At 63.0% G+C, this 25,227-nt stretch carries 23 protein-coding genes; 16 read left to right on the top strand and 7 right to left on the bottom strand.

Annotation, left to right across the window (positions count from 1 at the left end; all coding sequences use genetic code 11):
* The first annotated feature begins 16 nt into the window (after positions 1–16).
* Positions 17–829 (top strand): AraC family transcriptional regulator, encoded by an 813-nt coding sequence (locus tag DBIPINDM_RS23615; protein ID WP_258581475.1) that lies wholly within the window; start codon positions 17–19, stop codon positions 827–829.
* Here the strand turns inward: DBIPINDM_RS23615 and DBIPINDM_RS23620 are convergent.
* The 3 genes from DBIPINDM_RS23620 to DBIPINDM_RS23630 form a co-directional block, all read right to left on the bottom strand.
* A complete protein-coding gene (locus DBIPINDM_RS23620; protein ID WP_258581476.1) occupies positions 826–2,610 on the bottom strand; it encodes a cation:proton antiporter in 1,785 nt (594 codons plus the stop codon). The genes DBIPINDM_RS23615 and DBIPINDM_RS23620 overlap by 4 nt on opposite strands.
* A 217-nt stretch (positions 2,611–2,827) precedes the next feature.
* Positions 2,828–3,277, bottom strand: a complete 450-nt coding sequence (locus DBIPINDM_RS23625; RefSeq protein WP_258581477.1) for a host attachment family protein — start codon at positions 3,275–3,277, stop codon at positions 2,828–2,830.
* Positions 3,278–3,476: 199 nt separating this feature from the next.
* Positions 3,477–3,686, bottom strand: coding sequence for a hypothetical protein (locus DBIPINDM_RS23630; protein ID WP_258581478.1), 210 nt, complete (start codon positions 3,684–3,686; stop codon positions 3,477–3,479).
* A gap of 21 nt (positions 3,687–3,707) precedes the next feature.
* Between DBIPINDM_RS23630 and cysG the strand changes: the two genes are divergently transcribed.
* From cysG to DBIPINDM_RS23665, 7 genes are all read left to right on the top strand, one after another.
* Positions 3,708–5,159 (top strand): siroheme synthase CysG, encoded by a 1,452-nt coding sequence (gene cysG, locus DBIPINDM_RS23635; RefSeq protein ID WP_258581479.1) that lies wholly within the window; start codon positions 3,708–3,710, stop codon positions 5,157–5,159.
* Positions 5,156–5,449, top strand: coding sequence for a DUF2849 domain-containing protein (locus DBIPINDM_RS23640; RefSeq protein ID WP_258581480.1), 294 nt, complete (start codon positions 5,156–5,158; stop codon positions 5,447–5,449). Before cysG ends, DBIPINDM_RS23640 begins: the two co-directional genes overlap by 4 nt.
* A 44-nt stretch (positions 5,450–5,493) precedes the next feature.
* A complete protein-coding gene (locus DBIPINDM_RS23645; RefSeq protein WP_258581481.1) occupies positions 5,494–7,164 on the top strand; it encodes a nitrite/sulfite reductase in 1,671 nt (556 codons plus the stop codon).
* Positions 7,139–7,903 carry a phosphoadenylyl-sulfate reductase gene (locus DBIPINDM_RS23650; RefSeq protein ID WP_258581483.1) on the top strand — a complete coding sequence of 255 codons (765 nt, stop codon included), beginning with the start codon at positions 7,139–7,141 and terminating at the stop codon, positions 7,901–7,903. Before DBIPINDM_RS23645 ends, DBIPINDM_RS23650 begins: the two co-directional genes overlap by 26 nt.
* A gap of 172 nt (positions 7,904–8,075) precedes the next feature.
* Entirely contained in the window at positions 8,076–8,609 is a 534-nt protein-coding gene (locus DBIPINDM_RS23655) for a DUF934 domain-containing protein (RefSeq protein ID WP_258581484.1), read from the top strand.
* A gap of 95 nt (positions 8,610–8,704) precedes the next feature.
* Positions 8,705–10,312, top strand: a complete 1,608-nt coding sequence (locus tag DBIPINDM_RS23660) for a GMC family oxidoreductase (RefSeq protein WP_258581485.1) — start codon at positions 8,705–8,707, stop codon at positions 10,310–10,312.
* 193 nt (positions 10,313–10,505) lie between these two features.
* Positions 10,506–11,126, top strand: a complete 621-nt coding sequence (locus DBIPINDM_RS23665) for a DJ-1/PfpI family protein (protein WP_095199533.1) — start codon at positions 10,506–10,508, stop codon at positions 11,124–11,126.
* 95 nt (positions 11,127–11,221) lie between these two features.
* Here DBIPINDM_RS23665 and DBIPINDM_RS23670 read toward each other — a convergent pair whose 3' ends face one another.
* Positions 11,222–12,244 (bottom strand): fatty acid desaturase, encoded by a 1,023-nt coding sequence (locus DBIPINDM_RS23670; RefSeq protein ID WP_258581486.1) that lies wholly within the window; start codon positions 12,242–12,244, stop codon positions 11,222–11,224.
* Positions 12,245–12,431: 187 nt separating this feature from the next.
* On the opposite strand from DBIPINDM_RS23670, the gene DBIPINDM_RS23675 reads away from it, so the two are divergent.
* From DBIPINDM_RS23675 to DBIPINDM_RS23700, 6 genes are all read left to right on the top strand, one after another.
* Positions 12,432–13,433 (top strand): LacI family DNA-binding transcriptional regulator, encoded by a 1,002-nt coding sequence (locus DBIPINDM_RS23675; RefSeq protein WP_258581487.1) that lies wholly within the window; start codon positions 12,432–12,434, stop codon positions 13,431–13,433.
* Positions 13,434–13,463: 30 nt separating this feature from the next.
* Complete coding sequence (locus tag DBIPINDM_RS23680; protein WP_258581488.1) at positions 13,464–14,783, top strand: ABC transporter substrate-binding protein; 1,320 nt, start codon at positions 13,464–13,466, stop codon at positions 14,781–14,783.
* A gap of 86 nt (positions 14,784–14,869) precedes the next feature.
* A complete protein-coding gene (locus DBIPINDM_RS23685; protein ID WP_258581489.1) occupies positions 14,870–15,715 on the top strand; it encodes a carbohydrate ABC transporter permease in 846 nt (281 codons plus the stop codon).
* Complete coding sequence (locus DBIPINDM_RS23690; protein ID WP_258581490.1) at positions 15,712–16,545, top strand: carbohydrate ABC transporter permease; 834 nt, start codon at positions 15,712–15,714, stop codon at positions 16,543–16,545. Before DBIPINDM_RS23685 ends, DBIPINDM_RS23690 begins: the two co-directional genes overlap by 4 nt.
* Before the next feature lie 24 nt (positions 16,546–16,569).
* A complete protein-coding gene (locus DBIPINDM_RS23695) occupies positions 16,570–18,678 on the top strand; it encodes an ADP-ribosylglycohydrolase family protein (RefSeq protein WP_258581491.1) in 2,109 nt (702 codons plus the stop codon).
* A gap of 34 nt (positions 18,679–18,712) precedes the next feature.
* Positions 18,713–19,789, top strand: a complete 1,077-nt coding sequence (locus DBIPINDM_RS23700) for an ABC transporter ATP-binding protein (RefSeq protein ID WP_258581492.1) — start codon at positions 18,713–18,715, stop codon at positions 19,787–19,789.
* Between the two features lie 23 nt (positions 19,790–19,812).
* Here DBIPINDM_RS23700 and DBIPINDM_RS23705 read toward each other — a convergent pair whose 3' ends face one another.
* Complete coding sequence (locus tag DBIPINDM_RS23705) at positions 19,813–20,013, bottom strand: hypothetical protein (protein ID WP_258581493.1); 201 nt, start codon at positions 20,011–20,013, stop codon at positions 19,813–19,815.
* Positions 20,014–20,250: 237 nt separating this feature from the next.
* Here DBIPINDM_RS23705 and grpE point away from each other — a divergent pair, with 237 nt between their 5' ends.
* Both grpE and DBIPINDM_RS23715 read left to right on the top strand, forming a co-directional pair.
* Positions 20,251–20,883 carry a nucleotide exchange factor GrpE gene (gene grpE, locus DBIPINDM_RS23710; protein ID WP_258581494.1) on the top strand — a complete coding sequence of 211 codons (633 nt, stop codon included), beginning with the start codon at positions 20,251–20,253 and terminating at the stop codon, positions 20,881–20,883.
* Positions 20,884–21,008: 125 nt separating this feature from the next.
* Entirely contained in the window at positions 21,009–21,641 is a 633-nt protein-coding gene (locus DBIPINDM_RS23715; RefSeq protein WP_096450254.1) for a trimeric intracellular cation channel family protein, read from the top strand.
* Positions 21,642–21,723: 82 nt separating this feature from the next.
* Here DBIPINDM_RS23715 and DBIPINDM_RS23720 read toward each other — a convergent pair whose 3' ends face one another.
* Entirely contained in the window at positions 21,724–22,599 is an 876-nt protein-coding gene (locus DBIPINDM_RS23720; protein WP_056577807.1) for a GNAT family N-acetyltransferase, read from the bottom strand.
* Positions 22,600–22,885: 286 nt separating this feature from the next.
* Positions 22,886–25,174 (bottom strand): PAS domain-containing hybrid sensor histidine kinase/response regulator, encoded by a 2,289-nt coding sequence (locus DBIPINDM_RS23725; RefSeq protein WP_258581495.1) that lies wholly within the window; start codon positions 25,172–25,174, stop codon positions 22,886–22,888.
* Positions 25,175–25,227 lie beyond the last annotated feature (53 nt).

A 25,227-nucleotide genomic window follows, 5' to 3' on the forward strand; every position in this document is an offset into this window, starting at 1 on the left:
CTAAAAGTCGTCAATCATGAAACAACCTCTTCGCTATCCCTGGCTCAATTTCGATGTGGATGAGTTTTCAGCGCCGGCGATTGCCGTGCGCGTCGACGTCCCCGAAACCAGAGCGGAGGTATCAGCCCATTGGCATCGCAAGGGGCAACTCGTCTTCGCGCTCGGCGGCGGCGTCACCTGCCGCGTTCCCAGTGGCCTCTGGATGGTGCCGCCGCATTGCGGCGTGTGGGTGCCAAGCCGCATGGAGCACAGCAACATCGCGACGGCCAATGCGCGGATATTCTTCGTCTACATCGAGCCCGGTGCTGCGGAACTGCCGGACCGATGCTGCACGCTTTCGATCTCGCCACTGCTACGAGAACTCATCATCGAGCTGTCGGACTGCGCGCCTGATGATGCGAGGTGCGCTTTCCTGGGAGGGGTCCTGCTTGCTGAACTGCCTGATATGCCTGTCCAGCAATTGCATCTGCCGATCTCTTCCGAGCCACGCTTGCGGCGGATCGCCGAAGCGCTGGCGGACGATCCCGCTGACCGCAGCACGCTGGCGGAGTGGGCCAATCGCGTCGCGCTCAGCGAGAGCAGCCTCGCTCGTCTCGTTGTCAAGGAGACAGGCTTGAGCTTCGGCCGCTGGCGTCAGCAATTGCACTTGATCGTTGCGATAAGGGAGCTGGCTTCGGGCGCAAGCGTTCAGCGGGTTTCGGGCGATCTCGGCTACGAGTCCGTCACAGCCTTCATCACCATGTTCAAAAAGGCGCTGGGCAAGCCTCCCGCACAATATCTCAGCAGCATCGCACAGAATGGCGGTTCTGCCTTCACCCGATCAGCTTAAGCCACGGACGGTTCAACCGCCTCTGGCTTGTGCCCCAGCACCTCTTCGACGATGCCGCGCGCGATTTCGCGTTCGCCCATGATCACCGTGTCGGCACCGAGTCCCTTGAGATGCTCGACCTCGGCATCGGAATGGGCGCGGGCGACGACGTTGATGTTGGGATTGGCGGCACGCGCCCTGAGCACGATCTGGCCGGCCTCGAAGGCATTGGGGATGGCGAGGATCAGCCGCCTGGCGCCTTCGGGATTGGCGGCGGCGAAGACTTCGGCGTTGGCCGCATTGCCGGCGACGGTCTCGACCCCGTCCGCCTTCAGCTTGGCCAGCGTCTTGTCGGCGTCCTCGATGACGAGGAAGGGCAAGCCAGCGTTTTTCAGCGCCGCGCCGACCAGGCCACCGACCCGACCGTAGCCGATCAGGATGGCATGACCGGTGAGTGCCGTTTTCGGCGGCGGACCGTCTTCCTTTTTGGAGGTTGCGGCGACCGAGGCGACCTGGCCCGGTTCCGTCGCCGGACCGACCGGCTTGGCGGCCGCCGGCGGTGCCGTCCTGGCGGCGCGGGCCTCCAGCCACGGTTTCATCCAGTCGATGACCAGGAACATCAGTGGATTCAGCACGATCGACAGGATGGCCCCGGCCAGGATCAGGTCGCGGCCCTGTTCGGGCAGAAGTTTCAGCCCGACGCCGAGTTCCGCCAGGATGAAGGAGAATTCGCCGATCTGGGCAAGGCTGGCCGAAATCATCAAGGCTGTCGCCAGGGGATAGCCGAAGGCGATGACGATGACGAACGCCGCCAGCGACTTGCCGATGACGATGATAGCGAGCGTCGCCAGGATCGGCAGGCCGTTGCTGAACAGGCTGAACGGGTCGAACAGCATGCCGACGGAGACGAAGAACAACACCGAGAAGGCATCGCGCAAAGGCAGCGATTCTTCCGCCGCGCGATGGCTTAACTCGGATTCGCTCATGATCATGCCGGCGAAGAAGGCGCCGAGCGCCAGCGAGACGCCGAACAGTTTTGCCGCGCCGAAAGCGACGCCGAGCGCGATCGCCAGCACCGCCAGCCGGAACAGCTCGCGCGACCCGGTATGGGCGACGTAATGCAGGATCCAGGGAATGACCCGGCGGCCGACCACCAGCATGACGACGACGAAGGCGGCGACCTTGGCCAGCGTAATGCCGACGACGCCCCAGATGCCGTAGCTGGCCGGCAGCGACAGCAGGCCGCTCGAGTGCACATCCGCCTGTTCCTGGCCGCCCAGCACGCCGGCAAGGGCCGGCAGCAGCACCAGCGCCAGCACCATGGCCAGATCCTCGACGATGAGCCAGCCGACGGCGATGCGGCCGCGTTCGGTCTCGATCAGCCGGCGTTCCTGAAGCGCGCGCAGCAGCACCACGGTGGAAGCCACCGACAGCGCCAGGCCGAAGACCAGACCCGCGCCCATCGACCAGCCGAGCATCCAGGACAGTCCGGCGCCGAGCGCGGTGGCAAAGCCGATCTGGACGATGGCGCCGGGCACGGCGATGGCGCGGACGGACAGCAAATCCTTCAGCGAGAAATGCAGGCCGACGCCGAACATCAGGAGGATGACGCCGATTTCGGCCAGTTCGTTGGCAAGGCCGGCATCGGCGACGAAGCCGGGCGTGTTCGGCCCGACCAGCACGCCGGCCACGAGGTAGCCGACCAGCGGCGGAATGCGGAAACGATTGGCGAGAGCGCCGAAGACGAAAGCCAGCCCCAGACCGGCGACGATGGTGGCGATAAGGGGCGTGTCATGCGGCATTGTCTATGGAGCGCCTTTCAAACTAGCGATGTCGGATGTGCGCCGCCCGAAGCCGCCGCCTGTTTTGCAATATGGTGGAAGGGGTGACGGTGATGCAACCCGCAGGGCGCGAAAATCGACGGTGCGGCGGCAAAATGCTTGACCGGCGGCTGAGAAGCCGCCGGTCCGATTTGGGCTCACGATGGCTTCGTTTCGATGGCCGGCCCGTCGCCTGCGGTCAGGCTGCCTGCAGCAAGGCCTCGATCTCAGAGATGGCGTGGTTGGTCAGCGTCTTCGGAATTTCAGCCGTCACCTTGTCCTCGACTTCCTTGTGCAGTTTCTTGCGCATGGCGCCGAGCACCACGGGCGGCGCGACAAGGACAATCTCGTCGAATTCGCCGCCATGCGCGAGCTTGTAGAGCCGGGCGGCAATGTCATCGGCGAAGCGCTCCTTGCCGATCCGGTGCCAGTCCGTGTCTTCGACGGCGCTGCGATGCACCGACGGGCCATCATTGTGCCGACCTGGACTGTCGGTGCCTTGTTCGCGGGTTGGCGGAGTGTCCTGTTCCATCATCTGCACGACCTCAAGGTTGGGAAACTTGTTGCCGCCGGCATTCTTGAGGAAGAGCGCTTTTTCGCCGTCGGCCACCATGACCCAGATGCCGTGCTTCAGCTTGATCGTGCCCATGATGATGGGTTCCTTTCCTTGCTGCGGCGACGCCTTATGCGGCACTCCGCTGCGGTTTCGATTTTGGGTAGTGGACGTGATGGGAACGCCTTGGGAAGCAGTAATGTTCCACCTGCATAAGCCAGCTGAATGCCCCCCGACCGAGGCCGAGGGTTGGGAGTCGGCGGCCGGCGACTTTAATCTACTGAATTGGTAGAAATTAGAAAAAACTGTTTTGCGAAACAAATGGCAGGTGGCTAAAAAGACCTGAAATCAAGGCCCGCTTCAGCGGCTTGAATCCGTCCACACCCTGGATGTGGAATATTTTTCTCCTGCCTTTCGCAGTTGCGAAAAAGCGATTGCCTGCCATCACAGGATGCGCGAGTGCTTTGCTTCTGGTTTTTCGCGCCCGGGCGTAAAACTGCGACACTGTTCCCGGATTGCTTTTGTCATGCCGCATACCAATGCCAAGCTCAACGCCTTTCCCGTGTTCGTGCGGGTCGAGGGCGAAGCCGTGGCCATTGTAGGCGGCGGCGAGGAAGCTTTGGCCAAGGCGCGGCTGATCGGGCAGTCGAGCGCGGTGCTGCGCATTATCGCCCAAGATGCCGAACCGGAGCTGCTTGCCTTCATCGCTCAGTCCGGCGCCAGCCATTTCGCGGCAGCTTACGATGCCTCGCAGCTCGAAGGCGCGGTCATGGTGTTTGCCGCCAGTGGCGATGAGGCGCTTGACCGCCGTGTCGCCGCGGACGCCCGCAAGCTGGGTATCCCCGTCAATGCCGTCGACCGGCCGGAGCTCTGCGATTTCTTCACCCCGGCTCTGGTCAACCGTGCGCCGGTCGCCATTGCCATCGGAACTGAAGGCGCCGGCCCGGTGCTTGCCCAGATGCTGCGCAGCCGCATCGATCAGATGCTGTCGCCGTCGCTTGGGTCGCTGGCAACGCTCGCCGCTTCGCTGCGTGGCGCGGCCGAAAAATTGCTACCGAAAGGCAACGCCCGCCGCCGCTTCTGGAGCAGCTTTTTCCAGGGTGCTCCGGCCCGAGCCGTCGAAGCCGGCCAGCTGTCGCAGGCGCATGACGCGGCCGTCGATCTTCTGCTGTCGAACGCACCGGCTGCGGGCCACATCGCCCTGGTCGGCGCCGGTCCCGGCGCCGAGGATCTTTTGACGCTGCGTGCGCATCGCCTGCTGATGGAAGCCGATGTCATCGTCCATGACGCGCTGGTGCCGGAGGCGGTCGTCGCCATGGGCCGCCGCGATGCCGAGCGCCTTCCGGTCGGCAAACGCAAGGGCTGCCACACCAAGAGCCAGGCCGAGATCAACGCGCTGCTGGTCGAGCTTGGCCGCCAGGGCAAGCGCGTGGTGCGGCTGAAGTCGGGCGATCCGCTGGTGTTCGGCCGCGCCGGTGAGGAGATGGCGGCTCTGCGCGATGCCGGCATCGCCTATGAGGTGGTTCCCGGCGTCACCGCGGCCTTTGCCGCCGCCGCCGATTTCGAACTGCCGCTCACCTTGCGCGGTGTGTCGTCGTCGATGGTCTTCACCACCGGCCACGATCTCAAGGGCAATTCATTGCCTGACTGGGCCAAGCTCGCGATTTCCGGTGCGACCGTCGCCGTCTATATGGGCCGCTCGGTCGCGGCTGAAGTCGCCGGCCGGCTGATCGAAGCCGGGCTGTCGCCTGACACGGCGGTGGCCGTGGTCGAGAATGCCAGCCTGGCCAACCGGCGCCGTTTCCACGGCACGCTGGCCGATCTGCCGTCGCTGGAAGCGCGTGGCGATCTTTCCGGGCCGGTCATGACCATTATCGGCGATGCGGTCGCGGGCGCCAATTTTGAACGGTCCGAGCCGCTCGCGGCACACAGGTATGAAGGCGCGGCCAAAGCCGCCACTGAGAGAGTTCAGCCATGAAGATACTGACCGCCAACCGCCTGACCGATGGCATCGCCGTCTGGTATGCCGATGGCGGCTGGGCCGAGACGGTGGGCCACGCCGACCTTGCCCATGACAAGGCGGCCGAGGACCGCCTGGAGGCGATCGGTGCCAAGGCCTATGCCGACAATGAAGTGGTCGATGTCAATCTGATCGATGCGGACGTCGTCGACGGCGTTGTCGAGCCGGTGCGGCTGCGCGAAAAGATCCGCGCCGCGGGACCGACCATCCGGAACGATCTCGGCAAGCAGGCCGAGCGGGCGGCGTAGCCAGATTTGAGTGAAACGGGCGGACGCGCCCTGAAAGACGAAGCATGTACCGTTACGATGAGTTCGACCACGATTTTGTCCAGGCCCGCGTCGCCGAGTTCAGCGACCAGGTCCAGCGCCGGCTGTCCGGCGAGATCACCGAGGACCAGTTCCGGCCGCTCAGGCTGATGAACGGCGTCTATCTGCAGCTGCACGCCTATATGCTGCGCATCGCGGTGCCCTATGGTACGCTGAACGGCAAGCAGCTGCGCATGCTCGGCCATATCGCCCGCAAATACGACAAGGGCTACGGCCATTTCACCACGCGCCAGAACATCCAGTTCAACTGGCCGGCGCTGTCGGACATTCCGGCGATCCTGGCCGATCTCGCCAGCGTCGAGATGCACGCGATCCAGACCAGCGGCAACTGCATCCGCAACGTGACCGCCGACCACTTTGCCGGTGCGGCCGCCGACGAGGTTGCCGATCCGCGCCCCTATGCGGAAATCCTGCGGCAATGGTCGTCGGTGCATCCGGAATTTTCGTTCCTGCCCAGAAAATTCAAGATCGCGGTGACAGGGGCGGAGCGTGACCGCGCCGCCATCCAGACGCATGACATCGGCCTTCATGTGAAGAAGAACGCCGCCGGCGAGCTCGGTTTCGCCGTCTATATCGGTGGCGGCCAGGGCCGCACCCCGATGGTGGCGAGGAAGATCCGCGATTTCCTGCCGGAAGCCGACCTTCTGTCCTACTGCACGGCGATCCTGCGCGTTTACAACCTCTACGGCCGCCGCGACAACAAGTACAAGGCGCGCATCAAGATCCTGGTCCACGAGACCGGCGTCGAGGAAATCACCCGCCAGGTCGAAGCCGAGTGGCAGGAATTGAAGGACGCCGAGCTGAAGCTGCCGGATGCCGATATCCGCGCCATCGAAGCCTATTTCGCGCCGCCGGCGCTCACTGACCGGCCGGAAGGCGACCAGGCGGTCAAGCTGGCGCGCCTCGATTCCAAGGGCTTCTCCGAGTGGCTCGACCAGAATGTGGTGACGCACCGCCATCCCGACTATGCGGCGGTGACGATCTCGCTCAAGGGCATCGGCGAGGTGCCGGGCGACGCTTCGGACAGTCAGATGGAAGCGGTCGCCGACATCGCCGAGAAATACGCCTTCGACGAGCTGCGTGTCAGCCACGAGCAGAACCTGATCCTGCCGCATGTGGCGCGCGCCGACCTCAAGGCGGTCTATGATGCGCTGGTCGACATCGGACTGGCGACGGCCAATTCCAATTTGATATCGGACATCATCTCATGCCCGGGCCTCGACTATTGCGCGCTGGCCACCGCGCGCTCGATCCCGATCGCGCAGGAAATCTCGCAACGCTTCGCTTCGCTGGAACGTCAGCGCGACATCGGTGAGTTGAAGCTGAAGATCTCAGGCTGCATCAATGCCTGCGGCCATCACCATGTCGGCCATATCGGCATCCTCGGCGTCGAGAAGAAGGGCTCCGAGCTCTATCAGGTGACGCTGGGCGGCTCGGCCGACGAGAACACGTCGGTCGGCGAGATCATCGGCCGTGGCTTCTCGTCGGAAGAGATCACCGACGCCATCGAGCAGATCGTCGAGACCTATCTCGGCCTTCGGCTCAACCCGCAGGAAAAATTCATCGACGCCTACCGCCGTGTCGGTCCCGCGCCGTTCAAGGAGGCGCTCTATGCTGGCGAAGCCAAGGCCGCTTGACCGGATAGTCGATGTCGATGACGGCGCCGCCGCGAAAGCGGCGGGGCTTGATGCGCTCTATGGCCATCTGAAGCCGCTCGAGATCATCGAACGCTCGGCCCGCGAACTCTTTCACGACGAGATCGCCGCGGTGTCGTCCTTCGGGGCGGATTCGGCGGTGCTGCTGCACATGATCGCCGAGATCGACCGTACGCTGCCGGTCATCTTCCTCGACACCGGCAAGCATTTCGAGGAGACGCTCGGCTACCGTGACGCGCTCGTCGCCGATTTCGGGCTGACCAACATTCGGGTGATCAAGCCCGAGGAGGCCGCGCTCGAGCGGATCGACCCGACGGGCAATCTGCACCAGAGCAACACTGATGCCTGCTGCGACGTGCGCAAGGTCGAGCCGCTGGCGCGCGGTGTGGCGCCGTTTCGCGCCTGGTTCACCGGCCGCAAGCGCTTCCAGGCCTCGACGCGGGCAGGACTGCCGGTGTTCGAGGCTGTCGGCCCGCGCATCCGCATCAATCCGCTGGCGCATTGGACGACATCGGATCAGGCGGACTACATGCGCGCGCATGCGCTGCGTGAAAATCCGCTGGTCGCCTATGGCTATCTGTCGATCGGCTGCTTCCCGTGCACCCAGCCGGTGCAGCCGGGCGAAGACGCGCGCAGCGGCCGCTGGGCCGGTCATGCCAAGACCGAGTGCGGCATTCACCTGTCGGGACTGGAAGTGTCGCTGACCGATGCATCCCTATAGGATATGCTGATATTCAGGTGAGGCTGGCCTGCAAACGGCAGCTTCCTGCGCTTCCGGTGCTCACGTACTTCAAGTACGCTCCGCTCCGGTTCTCGGAAGCCGCCATTTTCGGCGCAGCCTGACCTGAATCTCAACACATCCTTGGCTCGTTTGAATATTTAGGACCTTTTTTATGACCGAAACGACGACACCGGAGACCCGGCTCTGGACCCCGGAGGGGTTTCGCGAGGACGAGTGGGCTCATGCCGAAAGTGCGGACGCGCTTTCCGGCAATGGCCGCTTCATCTTGCCGCTGCAGGCGTTCCTCGACCTTGATCCGGAGGTGCGCCGGTCGGCCAAGGAGCGGCTCGGCGTGGTACTGCAGCCCGGCGACCAGCTCGAGAAGATCGCAGACCTGCTCGACCAGCTGTCGCTGGTGGCATTGGTTTTCCCGGCCTTCAGCGACGGCCGCTCCTTCTCCAAGGCTGAACTGCTGCGCAGCCGCTATCATTTCGAAGGTGCCGTTCGCGCCACCGGCCAGGTGCTGGTCGACCCGTTGCCGCATATGCTGCGGCTGGGCTTCGACGAGTTCGAGATTTCCAACCCGGTGCTGCTGAAACGCCTGGAAGAGGGCCGCACCGGTGGGTTGGGGCTCTACTACCAGCCAACCGCAGTGCCCGAGTCAAAAGGCCCGAAATATTCCTGGCGGCGGGTTCGCAGCAACTGACGCTGCGGTAATCGCGCGCGTCTTTACATCAGCTCTGATCAGGCCTTCTCTTGGCTGTCCGGACGGAAACATCCGCCGGGCGGGAGGAGAAGATCATGGATTTCGACTATGTCATCGCCGGTGGCGGATCCGCCGGCTGCACGCTTGCCGCTCGGCTTTCCCAAGATCCATCGAAAACGGTCTGCCTGATTGAAGCCGGCGGCGAGGGCAAGAACCTGTTGATCCGCGCGCCGGCCGGCATCATCGCGATGCTGCCGGGACGGCCGAAGATCAACAACTGGGCCTTCCAGACGGTGCCGCAAGAGGGTCTCAACGGCCGCAGGGGTTTTCAGCCGCGCGGCAAGGCATTGGGCGGTTCCAGCGCCATCAATGCCATGCTCTACACGCGTGGACACCGGAGCGACTATGACGAATGGGCCGATCTCGGCTGCGACGGCTGGTCATGGGATGAGGTACTGCCCTATTTCCGGCGCGCGGAAGGCAATCAGCGCGGCGCCAACGCCCTACATGGCGGTGACGGGCCGCTGCGGGTTGCCGAACAGCGGGAGCCACGTGCGCTCTCCCGGGCCTTTGTCGAGGCCTGCGGCGAAAACCAGATCCGCCGCAACGATGATTTCAACGGCGTTGAACAGGAAGGGGCCGGACTTTATCAGGTCACGCAATTCTGGGGCGAACGCCGCAATGGCGAGCGCTGCTCGGCGGCCGCTGCTTATCTGCACCCGACCATGAACAGGCCGAACCTTACCGTCATCACCGAAGCGCATGCCACCGGCATCATCCTTGACGGTAAGCGGGCCGCCGGCGTGCGCTATCGTGCGGGCAAGGACGTAGCTGTTGCGAAGGCCAGGCGTGAGGTGATCGTCTGTGGAGGCGCCTTCGGTTCGCCCCAGCTTCTGTTGCTGTCTGGCATTGGCCCGGCTGCCGAGCTTGCCATGCATGGCATCCCGGTCATCCATGAACTGCCCGGTGTCGGCAAGAACCGGCAGGATCATCTCGATTTCATCCTGGGCTGGACTTGGAAGGACGCCGATATGATGGGCATTGGCCTGCGCGGCCTGCCTGCCCTGCTGCGGCATGTGTTGCGCTGGCGCAAGGACGGCGGCGGCATGATCGCCACGCCCTATGCGGAGGGCGGCGCCTTCCTCAAATCCGATCCCGCGATCGACCGGCCCGACCTGCAACTGCATTTCTGCATCGCGATCGTCGACGATCATGGCCGCAAGCTGCATATGGGCTATGGCTTTTCCTGCCATGTCTGCGTGCTGCGGCCGTATTCGCGTGGCGAGGTGGGACTATCGACGCCCGACCCTTTGGCGCCACCGCGCATCGACCCGCGTTTTCTGTCCGACGAACGCGACGCCGAGCTTTTGCTAAAGGGTGTCAGGATGATGCGCGGTATCCTGGAGGCGCCGGCACTGGCCAGATACCGCCACAAGGAAATCTACACCGCCGGCGTTTCGGGCGACGCGGAGTTGATGTCCCACATCCGTTCCCGCGCCGACACGATCTATCACCCGGCCGGCACCTGCAAGATGGGCGTCGACGAGATGGCGGTTGTCGATCCGCAATTGCGGATCCATGGGCTTGAAGCCTTGCGGGTCGTCGATGCCTCGGTGATGCCGACGCTGATCGGCGGCAACACCAATGCGCCGACCATCATGATCGCCGAAAAGGCGGCGGACATGATCAAGGCCGCCGCCTGACTGCGGCTCTGGTCGAACCAGTGGTGCTGTTTCGTTTGCTTGCGAAACGCGCTGGGGCGTCTTCGGCCAAGAATGAAGAAAACTGGTCGTACCAATTGTGCGATTTGCACTTTCCCTTTCACTGGCCTGCCCTTAGGATAGGCTTATTATTTCGTGATCCGAAATAAATATGGCCACAAGGGAGGAACCGGGAATGGCTGGCAAGAAAATATTGATGCTCGTTGGCGAGTTCAGCGAGGAGTATGAGATTTTCGTCTTTGAACAGGCCATGCATGCCGTCGGCCACACCGTGCATGTCGTCTGCCCGGACAAGAAGGCGGGCGATGTCCTGAAGACCTCGCTGCACGACTTCGAAGGCCACCAGACCTATACGGAAAAGCTCGGCCACGACTACATCCTCAACAAGACGTTTTCCGAGGTGGATCCGGCCCAATACGACGCCGTCTACGCGGCGGGCGGGCGCGGTCCCGAATACATCCGCATCGACAAGCGGGTGCAGGCGCTGGTGCGGCATTTCCATGAGGCCGGCAAGCCGATCTTCACCATCTGCCATGGCGTGCAGATCCTGATCGCGGTCGACGGCGTGGTGCGGGGCAGGGAAGTGGCGGCGCTGCACTATTGCGAGCCGGAAGTGACGCTGGCCGGCGGCATCTACATCGACGTCGCACCGACCGGCGCCCATGTCGACGGCAATCTGGTGTCAGCCAAGGGCTGGCCGGGCCTGTCCAACTTCATCCGGGAATGCCTGAAGGTGCTTGGCACCGAGATCCGCCATGGCGAAATCCTGATGCGCGACGAGCGCCAGGCCGCCTGATCCGGGACTTTTGACGACCGCCGCAGCCAATAGCGCGGCGGTCTTTCCCGAGCAATTCCGGACGGAAAACCGTTCACACTTTTCCTGGAATTGCTCTACATAACCGCCCGTGCTTCGCGGAACGACACCAGCTTGCGGCGGTTTTCGTCCCACAATGCCAGTTTGACGCAGCGCAGGCTGTCGAGCAGCGTGACGCGGCCGATGCCGCGCAGCTCCGGATAATCCCGCAGCACTTCCTGCAGCCGGTAGCCCGGCACCTTGGCGGAGAGGTGATGGACGTGATGGACGCCGATGTTGCCGGTGAACCAGTTCAGCACCGGCGGCAGGTCGTAGTAGGACGAGCCATGCAGGGCGGCATGCTGGAATTCCCAGTCGTCGTCCTTTGCCCACTCCGTCTCCTCGAACTGGTGCTGGACGTAGAACAGCCAGATGCCGGCCGAACCGGCGAGAATGACGATCGGCAGATGGACGACCAGGAAGGCGCTGGGACCGACGGCCCAGATGAGAATGGCGGCCGCAACCGCGATGGCGAGATTGGTGGTCATGGATGACACCCATGGCGTCAGGCCGCCGCGCATCATGCCGATCGGAAGTCTTTGCTCGAAGATGAACAGCCAGATCGGGCCGAGCCCGAACATCACCAGCGGATGGCGGTAGAGCCGATAGGCAAGGCGGCCGCGCCATGACATCTGCCGGTATTCGGCAACGGTCAGCGTCCTGATGTCGCCCATGCCGCGCTCGTCGAGATTGCCGGCGCTGGCATGATGCACAGCGTGGGCGCGTCGCCAGCAATCGTAGGGCGTCAGCGTCAGGACGCCGAGCGCACGGCCGATCCAGTCGTCGGCGTAACGATTGGCGAAGAAGGAGCCATGGCCGCAATCGTGCTGGATCATGAAGATGCGCACCAGGAATCCGGCTGCCGGCAGGATCAGGATCAGCCCCCACCAATGGCCGTAGGCATAGGCGGCCGAAGAGAGCGCCCAGAGCGTGGCAAACGGAATGAGGGTGATGGCGAGTTCGATGGCGCTGCGTCGCCGGTCCGGCTTCTTGTAGCGCGCCAGAATCTTCAACCAGGCACGCTTGCTGTTGGCGGCCGCATCGGGGGAAATCATGTTCATCAGGAAGCATAGGCGGGGCGTGTGGCCGCCGCAAGGCAGCCATCACGCAAAATTACTGTGCGTAATTGTCGCGCGACGGCCGATTTCCAGATGGGGGTGCGTCAGTCCGCCCTGAGATTCGAGCACTTGACTTTCAGGTTTGCGTCCGTTTTGATACGTATCACTAATACGTATAAGGAACTGTTTCTTGAAGCGAGCCACGCAAAAGGATGTCGCACGGCTGGCCGGGGTCTCGCAGGCGAGCGTCTCGATGGTGATGAGCGGCGGCGGGTCTCCGGCACTGTCGTCCGAGACCTGGGAGCGGATCACCAAGGCAGCGGTGCAACTCGGCTATACGCCGAACCGGTTTGCGCAGGCGCTCAAGACCAATCGCACCATGACCATCGCCTGCATCGTGCCCGACATCACCAATCCCTTCTATCCGGCGCTGATGCGCGGCATCCAGTCGGTGGCCGAGGACCTCAACTATGACGTGATCGCGGTCAGCACCGATGGCTCCGCCGAGCGCGAGCGGCATTTCCTGGACTGGTCCAGGCAGGGGCGTGTCGATGGCGTGATAGGGGTGTTCTTCACGCTACGTGCCGACGACTTCAAACCGCTTGTCGATGCGGGCGTGCCGGTGGTGCGCATCGAATCGAGCAAGAAACGCGGCGGCGACATCGCCATCGACGACATCTATATTGACAGCTACGCCGCAGCCCTTGCGGTAACACAGTTTCTCATTGGCCGCGGCCATCACCGCATCGCCATGGTCGCCGGTCGGGGCGGGCCTCAGGGCGTTCGGGTCGAGGGCTACCGTACCGCGCTCACCGAGGCCGGCGGCACGCCCTATGTCATCATCGATGAAGAATTCAGTGAAACCGGCGGTGCCCGGGCCGCCGAGGCCGTGCTGGCCAGCGGCTACGCCCCGACGGCGATCTTTGCCGCCAATGATCTCATGGCCATTGGTGTGATGCAGGCGCTGCGCGATCGCGGCATCGCTATTCCAGGCGATATCGCCGTCGCCGGCTTCGACGATATTTCAGCGGCGCGGCTGGTCACGCCGTCCCTGACCACGGTCGCCCAATTCCAGGGCGACATCGGAGTCAAGGCGGCACAGATCCTGATGGAAAGGCTGCGCGGCTCCAGGCCGGGTGCGGGCACCGCGCTCGAAATGCCCTTCAGCCTGATCGAACGCGGCTCAACCTGAAACAAGAAACGAGAATATCGGAGGAGAAACATGGAACGTCGTACACTGCTCAAGACCGGCCTCGGCCTCGCCGCCCTGCCGTTGCTCCCGCGCCTGGCCTTCGCCGACGACAAGAAGCCGGTCGGCTTCTGGTATGAATCCGCCTCGCCGGAAAACCAGGACGAGCTCAAGACCCTGTTGGTCGACCCGTTCAACGCCGCGCACCCGCAGGACGATCTTTCGATCGATTTCCGCGGTTCCGACCTCGACAAGCAGCTCCGCATAGCCATGCTCTCGGGCAGCGGCCCGGATATCGTCTTTACAGCCGGTCCGAGCTATGTCGCGTCAATGGCGCAGGCCGGGCAGCTGTTGCCGCTCGACGATTATGCCGCAAAACTCGGCTGGGACGACCGGCTGCTGCCGCTGTTCATGGAATTGGGCAAATATGAGGGCAAGCTCTACGCACTCGCCAAGACCTACGAGACGCTGGGACTGTTCTACAACAAGACGCTGTTCGACAAGAACAGCTGGAAGGCGCCCACCACCATCGCTGAGCTCGAGGCGCTCGCCGACGAGATGAAGGGCAAGGGCCTGGTCCCGTTCGGCTCCGGCAATGCCGACTGGCGGCCGGCCAATGAGCATCATGTCTCGATCGTGCTCAATTCGGTGGCTGGCCCCGAGAATGTCTACAAGGCACTGACCGGCGCCATTCCGTGGACGGACGCCTCCATCCTGGCGGCCATCGATAAGCTCGATGAATGGTGGCAGAACGGCTATTTCGGCCCCAATTATTTCTCGCTGACGCTGGAGCAGGCTTTCGCTCAGGTCGCAACCGGCCAGGCCGGCATGGCGCCGAGCGGAACCTGGAGTTTCACCAACATCCCGACCTATTTCCCGACCAACAACGCCGAGGCGGCTTTCGTTGGCTTTCCGAGCACGAGCGGTCCGCCGGTCTACGCGCTCGGCATCGGCTCGACGCTCTCGATCAACGCGAAATCCGAGAACGCGGACGGTGCGGCTGCGGTGCTCGACTATATGTTCAGCGACAAATTCTACGGTGACATGAACTCGGTGTGGCAAGGCGAGTGGAACCTGCCTTTGAAAGACCTTTCGGGGGTAAAGCTCTCCGACAAGGTGCTGCCGCTCTACACCGAGGTGATGAAGAACCTGTCGTCGGCTGTCGGCGCCGGTCAGTACGGCTACACGACATGGACCTTCCTGCCGCCGGCTACCGACACCTATCTCGTCAGCGGCATGGAGGAAGTCTGGCTGAAGAAACTCACCTCGAAGGACTACCTCAAGAAACTCGACGAAACCTTCCAGCAGGAAAAGGCGGCCGGCAAAGTACCGGCGGTTCCGAAGCGGGCCTAGGCCGGGCGCTGGCAACGCCACGAACCACCTGAACCAGCCGAAGGAGTGCGCCCAGCCGGCGCCCTCCCAACCCAGGGCAATCGTCCATGCACCGGCTCTATCTCGTCCCGACGCTGATCATCAATTTCGTCGTTGTGCTGGTTCCGGCATTGCTGACAGTCGTCCTGGCGTTCTGCAACTGGGACGGCATTTCAACGCCGACTTTTTCGGGACTGGACAATTTCCGGGCACTGTTTGCCGACAGCGTCTTCTGGTTGGCGCTGACCAACAACATCATCTGGACCGGCATCTTCCTCGTTGTGCCGATCGCAATGGGGCTGCTGGCGGCCTCGATGCTTTTAATCGTCAGGCGCGGCAGCAATTTTTTCCAGGTTGTGTATTTCCTGCCCGTCGTCATCGCCACAGTCATCACCGCGCGGGTCTGGCAAGGCATGATCTACAGCCCCGTCACCGGCGTGTTCGGCATGCTGGCCCGCATGGGCGTGCCGCTGGCCAATCCGCTGGCACAGCCCTCGACGGCACTGTTCGGGGTCGCGACGGTCGACCTGTGGCACTGGTGGGGCTTCCTCTGCGTCATCTTCTTCGCGGCACTGCGGCAGGTGCCGCAGGAACATATCGAAGCGGCGCGCATCGAGGGCGCGAATTACGGACAAATGATGCGTTATGTGCTTTTGCCCGCAATCCGGCCGACCATCATGCTGATGATGATCATGACGGTGATCTGGAGCTTCCTAGCCTTCGACTTCGTCTACATCCTGACCCAGGGCGGCCCGGCGTTTTCGAGTGAGGTGCTGTCGACGCTTGCCTACCGCCATGCCTTCTACGACCTCAATGTCGGCCAGGCAGCCGCGGCGGCGCTGGTCATCAGCCTGTTCGGCCTCGTCGGCACGTTCTTCTACGTGCGCCTGCAGACGCAGGAGGGCGAGCAATGAGAATGGTCGAAAGCCGGACCACTCTGACGATCTCCTACATCGTGCTCGGCATCGGTGCGTTCATCGCACTGTTTCCGATCGCCTTGCTGGTGCTCAATTCGCTGAAGCCGGCAGCGCAGATCGTGCAAAGCCCGCTGTCACTGCCCAACCCCATCCGCTGGGAGAATTTCGTCAACGCCTGGAAACACGCCAAGTTTTCGAAAACCTTCGTCAATTCATTGCTGCTGTCCGGAACGACGATTGTTCTCGTCTGCTCGACGTCCTCGCTATCGGCCTATGTGCTGGCGCGCAAGAAAATCGCGTCGTGGAAGATCTGGACGTTCTACCTGCTGGCGACGACCACGGCGCCGATCCAGCTTTATATCTTCCCGCTCTATTTCGGCTTCGCCAAGCTCGGGCTGATCAACAACGTCTTTGGCGTCGCGCTGATCTACACCGCGCTCTACAGCCCGTTCGCGGTGATGTTGCTGAGGACGTATTTCATCGCCGTGCCAAAGGAGCTCGAGGAAGCCGCGCTGATCGATGGCGCCACCCACTGGCAGGTTTTTTCCAAGGTCATGCTGCCGATCGTGTCGCCCGGCATCCTGACGGTGGCGCTGATCATCGGGCTCAATTCCTGGAACGAATTTCTGATCGCCGCGACCTTCCTGCAGAAGGCGGACAAGGTCACCGCGGTGATCGGCTTCTACCTGCTCAGCGGACAATACAGTTCCGACTGGGGTGAGATCATGGCGGCGGCGCTGATCATCGTGGTGCCGGTGGTGGTGCTGTTTGTCGCCATGCAGAAACGGTTCATCGAAGGCATGGCGGGCGGCTCGGTGAAGGGCTGAAATTTCGACTATCTGGAGCAGAACATGCAGATTCCAAACGACTATCTGGAACGGGTCTATGCCGGCGTGCTTGGCAAGCTGGTGGGCGTCTATCTCGGCCGGCCGTTCGAGGGCTGGACCTACCAGAAGATCATGAAGGAACTCGGGCCGATCGACTATTACGTGCATGAGCGCCTGAACCAACCACTGGTGGTCACCGACGACGATGTTGCCGGCACCTTTACCTTCATCCGCGCGCTCGAGGATTACGGCATCTCGTCCGATTTGCCGGCCGAGGCCATAGGCAAGGCGTGGCTCAACTACATCGTCGAGGAGCGCTCGATCCTGTGGTGGGGCGGCAGCGGTAATTCGACCGAGCATACCGCCTGGCTCAACCTCAAGAAGGGCATCCCGGCTCCGCATTCGGGTTCCATCGCCACCAACGGTCTGACGGTCGCCGAGCAGATCGGCGCACAGATATTCATCGATGGCTGGGCAATGGTTGCGCCTGGGCAGCCGGAGCTGGCGGCAAGGCTTGCCGAGCAGGCCGGCAAGGTTTCTCACGATGGAGAATCCGTCCATGCGGCGATGCTGTGGGCGGCAATGGAAGCTGAAGCCTTCGTGTCTGATGACATCGACCACCTCATCGATACCGGCCTGTCGGTTATTCCGCGTGACAGCCTGATCGCAAAGCTGATCGCCGACATCCGCGGTTGGGTGAAACAACATCCCGACTGGCACGACACACGGCAGAAGATCGAGGACAAATACGGCTATGACAAATACCCGGGCAACTGCCACGTCGTGCCCAACCACGCGCTGATGGTGATGGCCGTGCTCTATGCGCCGGACGACTTCCAGAAGGCGCAGATGATCGTCAACACTTCCGGCTGGGATACCGACTGCAATGCCGGCAATGTCGGCTGCCTGATCGCGCTGATGCTCGGCCTCGACGGGATCGAGGCCGGGCCGGACTGGCGTGGGCCAATCGCCGACCGCCTGCTGATCTCCTCGGCCGATGGTGGCAACTCGATCAACGACGCGGTGCGTACGGCCTACTACATCGCCAACCTCGGCATGGCGCTCGCCGGCGGAAAGCCGCTCGATGCGCCAAAGGGCGGCGCGCAGTTTCACTTCTCGCTGTCAGGCAGCCAGCAAGGCTTTCGGCCGGTGGAGGGGCATGGCTCCGCCAACGGCGTTCGCGTCGGCAATGTCGAGTTCGAGAACGCCCGTGCCCTGACCATAAACTACGAGGCCCTGGCACCCGGCCTGACTGCCGCCGTCACGACGCCGACATTCTCGCCGCGCGAGGTGCTGTCGATGCGCACCTACGATCTGATGGCCACGCCGCTGGTTTATCCGGGGCAAGTGGTCCAGGCGCGCGTCGTCGCTGATCGCCACAACAAGGGCGCGGTGTCGGTTCGGCTGCGCATCCGCGCTTACGATGGCGAGGATCGCCTGCGCGACATTGATGGTGATGCGGCCACCTTGAATGCAGGTGAGGATCGCGTGTTTTCGTGGCGTGTGCCGGATCTGGACGGTCAGCCGATCGCCGAGATCGGTGTCGTGATCACCAGCGACGGCAAGCGCGCCGACGGCCGTGTGCTGCTCGATTATCTCAGATGGGATGGCGCACCGGAATTGACGCTGCATCGCCCCGCCGGCGACAGCGATTTCTGGCGTATGGCCTGGGTCAACGGCGTCAGCTTCTTTTCCAAGCGCTATCCGCCCAGCTTCCGCATTTCGCAAAGCCGCGACGAGGGCATCGTCATTCACGGCACGCGGCAGTGGACCGACTACAAGGTGTCGAGCGATATCGTCATTCACCTTGGCAACTATGGCGGCGTGTGCGCGCGGGTCCAGGGACTGCGGCGTTACTACGCCGTGCGTGCCACCCGCGACGGCAAGCTGCAGATCGTCCGCACAAGGGACGCGGATACGCTCGTTTTGGCGGAGACCGATTTCGATCTGGTCTTTGAAAAGACCATTCCGGTGATGCTGACCGTAAAGGGCACGCGCATAGCTGCGCTTTTCGGCGGGGTGTCGCTCGAGGCGCAGGACACAAGTGCCGAGGCGTTCACCAACGGCGGCATCGGATTGCTGATTGCGGAAGGTGCCCTGTCCACTGACAAGATACATGTGAGCGGGACCTGAAGGTCTCGCCTCATCAATCCCAGGAAAAATCCCGATGGCTTCAGTCGAAATCGCCAACGTCCTCAAATCCTACGCCGGGCATGAGGTGTTGCACGGCGTCTCGGTCAAGATTCCGGATGGTCAGTTCGTGGTGCTGGTCGGTCCGTCGGGCTGCGGCAAGTCCACACTGCTGCGCATGATCGCCGGACTGGAGGACATTTCGGGCGGAACGATCAGCATTGGCGACAAGGTCGTCAACGACCTGCCGCCGAAGCAACGCGACATCTCCATGGTGTTCCAGAATTATGCGCTCTACCCGCACATGACGGTCGCCGAAAACATGGCGTTCTCCATGACGCTTGCCAAAGCGCCGAAGGCGGAAAAGGCCGAGCGGGTGGCAAAGGCTGCGGAAATTCTGGGCCTGACGCCGCTGCTCGACCGCTATCCACGGCAGTTGTCGGGCGGCCAGAGGCAGCGTGTCGCCATGGGGCGCTCGATCGTGCGCAACCCGCGGGTCTTCCTGTTTGACGAACCGCTATCGAATCTGGATGCCAAATTGCGCGTGGCAATGCGCGCCGAGATCAAGGCATTGCATCAGCGCCTGCGCACCACCACCGTCTATGTGACGCACGATCAGGTCGAAGCCATGACCATGGCCGACCAGATCGTCGTGTTGAACAACGGGCGGGTGGAGCAGATCGGCAGTCCGCTCGATCTCTACGATCGTCCGGTCAATGTGTTCGTTGCAACCTTTATCGGTTCGCCGTCGATGAACATCATCAACGGCGTGGTCGCACACAACAACGGCATGCCGGTGGTGCGAACAAAAGACGGAACCCTTCTGCCGGCCGGTTCACGCTTCAACGCGGTGGACGGAAAGGTGGTCCAGTACGGATTCCGGCCCGAGCATTTGAGTGTCTGCGCCCCGGACAAGGGAATTGCGGCATTGATCGGCGTGGTCGAGCCGATGGGCTCAGAAACCCAGGTTCATTTGACGATCGGCGGTGAACCAACGGTGGCCGTGTTTCGCGACAGAATTAGTGCCCGCCCCGGCGAGACGCTCTTTGTCGAGCCTGACATCGCCAAGGTGAGCCTGTTCGACGCCGAGACCGGCAAGGCGCTGGATGTTTAAGCCGAACTGGTGGACTGCGTGTGTTATCGCTGTCCGCCACCGCCCGGATTGCTCTCCAGCCGATCGAGGCGGTCAAGCAGCTCTCTGAAGCGGTTGGGAATGTCGGTTTCGGGCCGAAAGGCCGGCAAGGTGTGCAGAAAGCGCGTCATCGTCTCGGCACCGAGCTGGCGCCTGACTTCGGCGGCGAGCCTTTCTCCTTTTTCAGCCTTGTCGCGGGTCATCATTTCAAAATCCTGTGTCGGCTCCGAAACTCCTCCAGCAAGGGAATGGTTCCCACATCACGCCTCTGTGGCAAGCCAGACTGGCAAGTACGGTAAAATTTGAATTAAAATCGATGTAATGCCATTGGTCACCGTCCAGGTCCACCAAAGGTCCTCATGGCGGCTACCCCTTGATTTTTGGCCGCCAAACCTCGATATCGGGCACAAAATCCACACCATTCGAGATGACGGGAAACGGCGATGAGCGACCAGGCAAAAGACGAACGCGCGCCCAGTGAAGTCGAGGCGGCCGAGGCCAATGCCGAGCGCACGGAAGGCAGCATTGACGGCGACTATGAAGCGCTTGTGCGACTGCTGAAGGAAAATGAAGAGTTGAAGGACCGCGCGCTGCGTGTCGCGGCCGAAATGGAGAACCTGCGCCGCCGCACCGCACGCGACGTGCATGACGCCCGCACCTATGCGGTTGCGAATTTCGCCCGCGACATGCTGTCGGTGTCGGACAATCTGCGCCGGGCGCTGGACGCCATCCCGGCCGAGGCCAAGGCATCGGGCGACGCCGGCTTCAAGGCGCTGATCGAAGGCGTCGATCTGACCGAGCGCGCCATGCTGTCGGCGCTGGAACGGCACGGGGTCAAGAAACTCGCGCCGGAAGGCGAGAAGTTCGATCCCAATTTCCACCAGGCGATGTTCGAAGTGCCCAATCCCGATGTCCCGGCCAACACGGTGGTCCAGGTCGTGCAGCCGGGCTATTCGATCGGCGAGCGGGTGCTGCGTCCGGCTATGGTCGGCGTCGCCAAGGGCGGCCCGAAGATTGCCGCCGAGGCGCCAGTCGAGCCGGGGCCGGTGAATGACGAGGCGGAGAAGGATGCGTAGTTAGGGATTAGGCAGTAGGGCAGTAGGGCAGTAGGGCAGTAGGAGGATAGGGGGCGTCCCAACCCTCCGGCTTCGTGTTAAACATACTGCCTTACTGCCCTATTCCCCTACTCCCTTGGCTTCCCATGCATCCCATCGCCCTTCTCGACTATGCCGGCGTCGCCGTTTTTGCGGCGACCGGGGCGTTGGCTGCTTCGCGCAAGCAACTCGACATTATCGGGTTCCTATTCCTGGCCAGCGTCACCGGCATCGGCGGCGGCACGTTTCGCGACCTCATCCTCAATGTGCCGGTCTTCTGGGTGGGAAACCGCGACTATGTGCTGATCTGCGCTGTGGTGGCGGTCCTGGTCTTCTTCACCGCACACCGCGTCGAATCCCGCTACAAGCTGCTGCTGTGGCTCGACGCCATCGGGCTCGCCGCCTTTTCGGTGATGGGTGCGGCAAAGGGACTGGCAATCACCGGTTCGCCGGTGGTTTCGATCATCACCGGCATGCTGACTGCGACCTTCGGTGGCATATTGCGCGATCTGCTGGCCGGCGAGCCATCGGTGCTGCTGAGGCCGGAGATCTATGTGACGGCTGCTCTGGCAGGCGCCGCGATCTTCACGCTGGGCGACGTCGCCGGATTGCCGCAGATCATCTCGGGGCTGGCCGGCTTCGGCGTGGCGCTCGCCGTGCGCGGCGGCGCGCTGCGTTTCGGCTGGTCGTTTCCGTCCTACAAGAGCCGGCCGGGAAGGCGGCCGGAAGATATTCCGTGAGAGTGAGTAGGGAATAGTCAGTAGTCAGTAGCGTGTTTGTGATGTCGCGGCGTGGCGTTCACTACCCACTACTCACTACTCACTACGCTGCGAACCGCTGCGCTTCCCCGCCATAGTAGTTGACGTAGCGGGCACCGATCTCCTTGACCGGCATCACCACGAAGACGTCGACGGTCGAGAATTCGCGGTCGATGACGCAGCCGTCGCCGATGCGGGCGCCGACCCGCAGATAGCCCTTGACCAGAGGCGGCATCGCCGCGATCGCCGCCTTGGCGTTGACCGCCTCGATCGGCATCAGATCCATGGAGCAGTACCGATCGGAAACCGCGCGCACGTCCCAGGCGGAGTTGGTACGGCAGTGATGGGCAAGATAGGTGAGCGCTTCGGCGTGAGCGGCCGGCACGGTGCCGTGGAAAGAGGCGCAGCCGGTCATCACGCCGATTTCGTAGTGGTTGATGTAGGCCCAGATGCCTTGCCACAGCGCCTCGATGGTACGCTTCGAGCGGTATTGCGGCAAAACGCAGGAACGGCCGAGTTCGAGAAAACGCTGGCCGGGATGACGGGCGATGAGCTTGGTCAGCTCGAACTCGCCTTCGGAATAGAAGCCGCCGGCGGTGGCCGCGATCTCTTGCCGCAGCAGCCGATAGGTACCGACGATACGGCGATGTTCGGGGCCGGAAAGCGTCGTATCCAGCACCAGAAGATGGTCGCAGAGCGGATCGAATCGATCGGCGTCACGGCGGTCCTGCGCCTGGAACAGGTCCTTCCGGGCGCCAAGCTCGTCGTAAAATACCCGGTAGCGCACTTCCTGCGCGGCCGCGATCTCGGCCTCGTTGCGGGCGAGCCGCACTTCGAGATTGCCGATACGGCCGAGTGCTGCGCCTTTTATGACGGAATCGACATTACGTCCGGCAAGCAAGGCGCTGCTGGCGTTCGGCCGAGTGTCACATTCCGGCATAACTGTATGCACGAGTGATTCTCCTTCGAGCCATCCCTCTTGGCACGGGGATACGGTGTAGGTGCAACAGGATTGTGACAGTACCGTGATACGGCGTCGCGGGCAATACTTCGTCGGCTGGCGAAAACGGTCAACCGGCTACGTTAGGTGAGGAGACAGGAAGCGCTTCGCGTTTGCGCGAATCCAGGCGATGCGCTCAAGGCCCCTGTTTTCATGCATGTCGTCCTCGCAAAACCGCGGCCACTTTTGGCGCGACATGTATCAGCCGCGTGCCAGAAAAGAATGCTCAAGCGGCGACCTGGCCCTCGACGGCGTTGACAAGCGCGTCGGGGTCGAGCGGCTTGGTGACGAAGCCGCTGGCGCCGTGGGCGAGCACCGCATGGCGGGTCTTTTCCTGGCTGTCGGCCGACAGCACCATGATCGGTACGGGCGGCGCCGACGTTTCCTCTTCATGGCGGCGGATCGCGGCAATGGCATCCAGCCCATCCATGACCGGCATGTGCAGGTCCATCAGCACCACGTCGAAGCGGTGCTTGTGCCCGGCGCTGGTGACAGCCTCGACGGCGGCCTTGCCATTGCCGACCACCTTGACGCGGTGCCCCGCCTTCAACAGCGTGGCGCGGGCCAACATGGCATTGATGTCGTTGTCTTCGGCGATCAGCACGGACAGGCCCTGCTGACGATCACTTGGGGCGCGAAGTGCCGGGTTGCGGCGCTTTTCCGGCTGCGGCTGGGCAAGGGCCGGTCCATGGCTGGTCAAAAGGACACGCAAAAGTGTTCCCCCGCGCACCGGCCGGGCCAGGAAGGTCGCGTAGCCGCTGGCGCGGAACTCGCCAAGCATGCCGCGGTCGGTCGGCGCGATCAGCGTGACGGCTTCGCAATCGGAAAAGCCGCTTTGGCGCAACCGCTTGAGCAGTCTCCCGTCGCTCTCCTCCATGGCCGCATCGACCAGAAGCACGTCGCAGCCCTCGGCGAAGGGCACGGCCTGCGCCACGGTGGTCGCGATACCGGCCGTGCCGCCATTGGCGCGGATGGTGCGGGCGATGGCGTCGGCCTCGACGGCGTTCCTGGACAAGATCACCGCGCGCCTGCCGGCAAGCACGCTCTGCCGACCCTGTGGCGCCTCCGTGGCCTCCGCGGCCGGGATTTCGAAGACGAATTCCGACCCTTGGCCAAGCCGGCTGGAGACCGAAATCGTACCGCCCATGGCAGCCACCAGGCGCTTGGAGATGGCAAGTCCCAGGCCCGCCCCGCCATGTGCGCGCGTCGAGGTGCCGTCGGCCTGCTCGAACTCTTCGAAGATGCGCTCCATATCCTCGTCGCGCAGGCCGGGTCCGGTGTCGGTGATGGTGAAGCAGATGCGGTCGCTGCTCTCAGTGCGGGCGCGCGCGACGCTGACCAATACGCCACCGCTGTCGGTGAACTTGATGGCGTTGCCGATGAGGTTGAGCAACACCTGCCTGACCCGGCCCGGATCAGCGGTGATCAATTGCGGTACATCCGGTTCGACGTGGCAGCCGAGACCGATATCCTTGGCGAAGGCGCGCGCGGCCAGCAATTCGATGATGTTGTCTGCGATCTCGCGCACCGACATCGGCTGCGGCTCCGGATCGAAGCGGCCGGCCTCGATCTTGGAATAGTCGAGCAGGTCCTCGATCAGGGCGAGCAAGGCGCTGGCCGAGGTCGAGATGGCGCCGACATAAGTCTGCTGTTCCGGCGACAGGCTGGTGTCGGCCAAGAGCCTGGCCATGCCCATGATGCCGTTCATCGGCGTGCGGATTTCATGGCTGACGGTGGCGAGGAAGCGCGACTTGGCCTGGCTTGCGTATTCGGCCCGCTCGCGCGCGGTGATCAGCGAGGATTCAGCGCGCTTGCGGGCAGTGATATCGCGGGCGATGGCGCGATGCGAAACCGCGCCGCTATCCTTGTCGCGCACCGACAGTTCGATCCAGGAGAACCAGCGCGAGCCGCTCGGCGTGCGGATGGCGACGTCGGTGGAACTCAGGCACTCATGGTCGGAAAAGGCGGCGTCGGGCACAATGCCGACCTCGATGCCGAGTTCGGCAAGGGTCTTGCCTGCAAGATCGCGCTGATCGGTTTCGACCAGATCGGCGAACACCTTGTTGGCATAGACGATGTAGCCGTCGCGGTCGCGATGGATGACGAGATCGCCAAGCGCGTCGATGAGACCGCGAAAGCGCTCCTCGCTTTCCTGCATTTCCCACATGCGGTCGGCGAGCGTCTCGATCTCGGCGCGGCTGCGGGCGGTGGTCTCGTCAAGAAGCACCACGGTACGGTGGACGCTGCGTCTGGCATGCAGATGCAGTCCAAGGCCGGCGAGGCCGGTTGCGAGCAATGCGAGGCTGATGAAGATCGGCGCCCCGGTCAGATGCGCGAGGCCCGCCAATATGATGATGGCAACGAAAGTCAGCAGCGGCAGGCCTTCCCGCCGGGCCAATTTCTGTTCGGGCACCAGCGGCGGCGCGGCGATAAACCGCCGCGCCGGCGCCGGCGTGGCAAGCGCATCGACATCGTCGCCTTTATTCGCCTGTTGGCTGTCGGATTCCGCGATCATGCGAAACCCTTGCCAGACAGAGATTATGGAAAATTGCGGCGGATCGTTCGAAT

Source organism: Mesorhizobium sp. AR02, from assembly GCF_024746835.1.
Classification (GTDB): domain Bacteria; phylum Pseudomonadota; class Alphaproteobacteria; order Rhizobiales; family Rhizobiaceae; genus Mesorhizobium.

What these genes read in the sequence shown, in the direction of transcription:
- DBIPINDM_RS23615 (WP_258581475.1), top strand. Translation starts at nt 17, where the DNA reads ATGAAACAACCTCTTCGCTATCCCTGGCTCAATTTCGATGTGGATGAG.
- DBIPINDM_RS23620 (WP_258581476.1), bottom strand. Translation starts at nt 2,610, where the DNA reads ATGCCGCATGACACGCCCCTTATCGCCACCATCGTCGCCGGTCTGGGG.
- DBIPINDM_RS23625 (WP_258581477.1), bottom strand. Translation starts at nt 3,277, where the DNA reads ATGGGCACGATCAAGCTGAAGCACGGCATCTGGGTCATGGTGGCCGAC.
- cysG (WP_258581479.1), top strand. Translation starts at nt 3,708, where the DNA reads ATGCCGCATACCAATGCCAAGCTCAACGCCTTTCCCGTGTTCGTGCGG.
- DBIPINDM_RS23640 (WP_258581480.1), top strand. Translation starts at nt 5,156, where the DNA reads ATGAAGATACTGACCGCCAACCGCCTGACCGATGGCATCGCCGTCTGG.
- DBIPINDM_RS23645 (WP_258581481.1), top strand. Translation starts at nt 5,494, where the DNA reads ATGTACCGTTACGATGAGTTCGACCACGATTTTGTCCAGGCCCGCGTC.
- DBIPINDM_RS23650 (WP_258581483.1), top strand. Translation starts at nt 7,139, where the DNA reads ATGCTGGCGAAGCCAAGGCCGCTTGACCGGATAGTCGATGTCGATGAC.
- DBIPINDM_RS23655 (WP_258581484.1), top strand. Translation starts at nt 8,076, where the DNA reads ATGACCGAAACGACGACACCGGAGACCCGGCTCTGGACCCCGGAGGGG.
- DBIPINDM_RS23660 (WP_258581485.1), top strand. Translation starts at nt 8,705, where the DNA reads ATGGATTTCGACTATGTCATCGCCGGTGGCGGATCCGCCGGCTGCACG.
- DBIPINDM_RS23665 (WP_095199533.1), top strand. Translation starts at nt 10,506, where the DNA reads ATGGCTGGCAAGAAAATATTGATGCTCGTTGGCGAGTTCAGCGAGGAG.
- DBIPINDM_RS23670 (WP_258581486.1), bottom strand. Translation starts at nt 12,244, where the DNA reads ATGAACATGATTTCCCCCGATGCGGCCGCCAACAGCAAGCGTGCCTGG.
- DBIPINDM_RS23680 (WP_258581488.1), top strand. Translation starts at nt 13,464, where the DNA reads ATGGAACGTCGTACACTGCTCAAGACCGGCCTCGGCCTCGCCGCCCTG.
- DBIPINDM_RS23685 (WP_258581489.1), top strand. Translation starts at nt 14,870, where the DNA reads ATGCACCGGCTCTATCTCGTCCCGACGCTGATCATCAATTTCGTCGTT.
- DBIPINDM_RS23690 (WP_258581490.1), top strand. Translation starts at nt 15,712, where the DNA reads ATGAGAATGGTCGAAAGCCGGACCACTCTGACGATCTCCTACATCGTG.
- DBIPINDM_RS23695 (WP_258581491.1), top strand. Translation starts at nt 16,570, where the DNA reads ATGCAGATTCCAAACGACTATCTGGAACGGGTCTATGCCGGCGTGCTT.
- DBIPINDM_RS23700 (WP_258581492.1), top strand. Translation starts at nt 18,713, where the DNA reads ATGGCTTCAGTCGAAATCGCCAACGTCCTCAAATCCTACGCCGGGCAT.
- DBIPINDM_RS23705 (WP_258581493.1), bottom strand. Translation starts at nt 20,013, where the DNA reads ATGATGACCCGCGACAAGGCTGAAAAAGGAGAAAGGCTCGCCGCCGAA.
- grpE (WP_258581494.1), top strand. Translation starts at nt 20,251, where the DNA reads ATGAGCGACCAGGCAAAAGACGAACGCGCGCCCAGTGAAGTCGAGGCG.
- DBIPINDM_RS23715 (WP_096450254.1), top strand. Translation starts at nt 21,009, where the DNA reads ATGCATCCCATCGCCCTTCTCGACTATGCCGGCGTCGCCGTTTTTGCG.
- DBIPINDM_RS23720 (WP_056577807.1), bottom strand. Translation starts at nt 22,599, where the DNA reads ATGCCGGAATGTGACACTCGGCCGAACGCCAGCAGCGCCTTGCTTGCC.
- DBIPINDM_RS23725 (WP_258581495.1), bottom strand. Translation starts at nt 25,174, where the DNA reads ATGATCGCGGAATCCGACAGCCAACAGGCGAATAAAGGCGACGATGTC.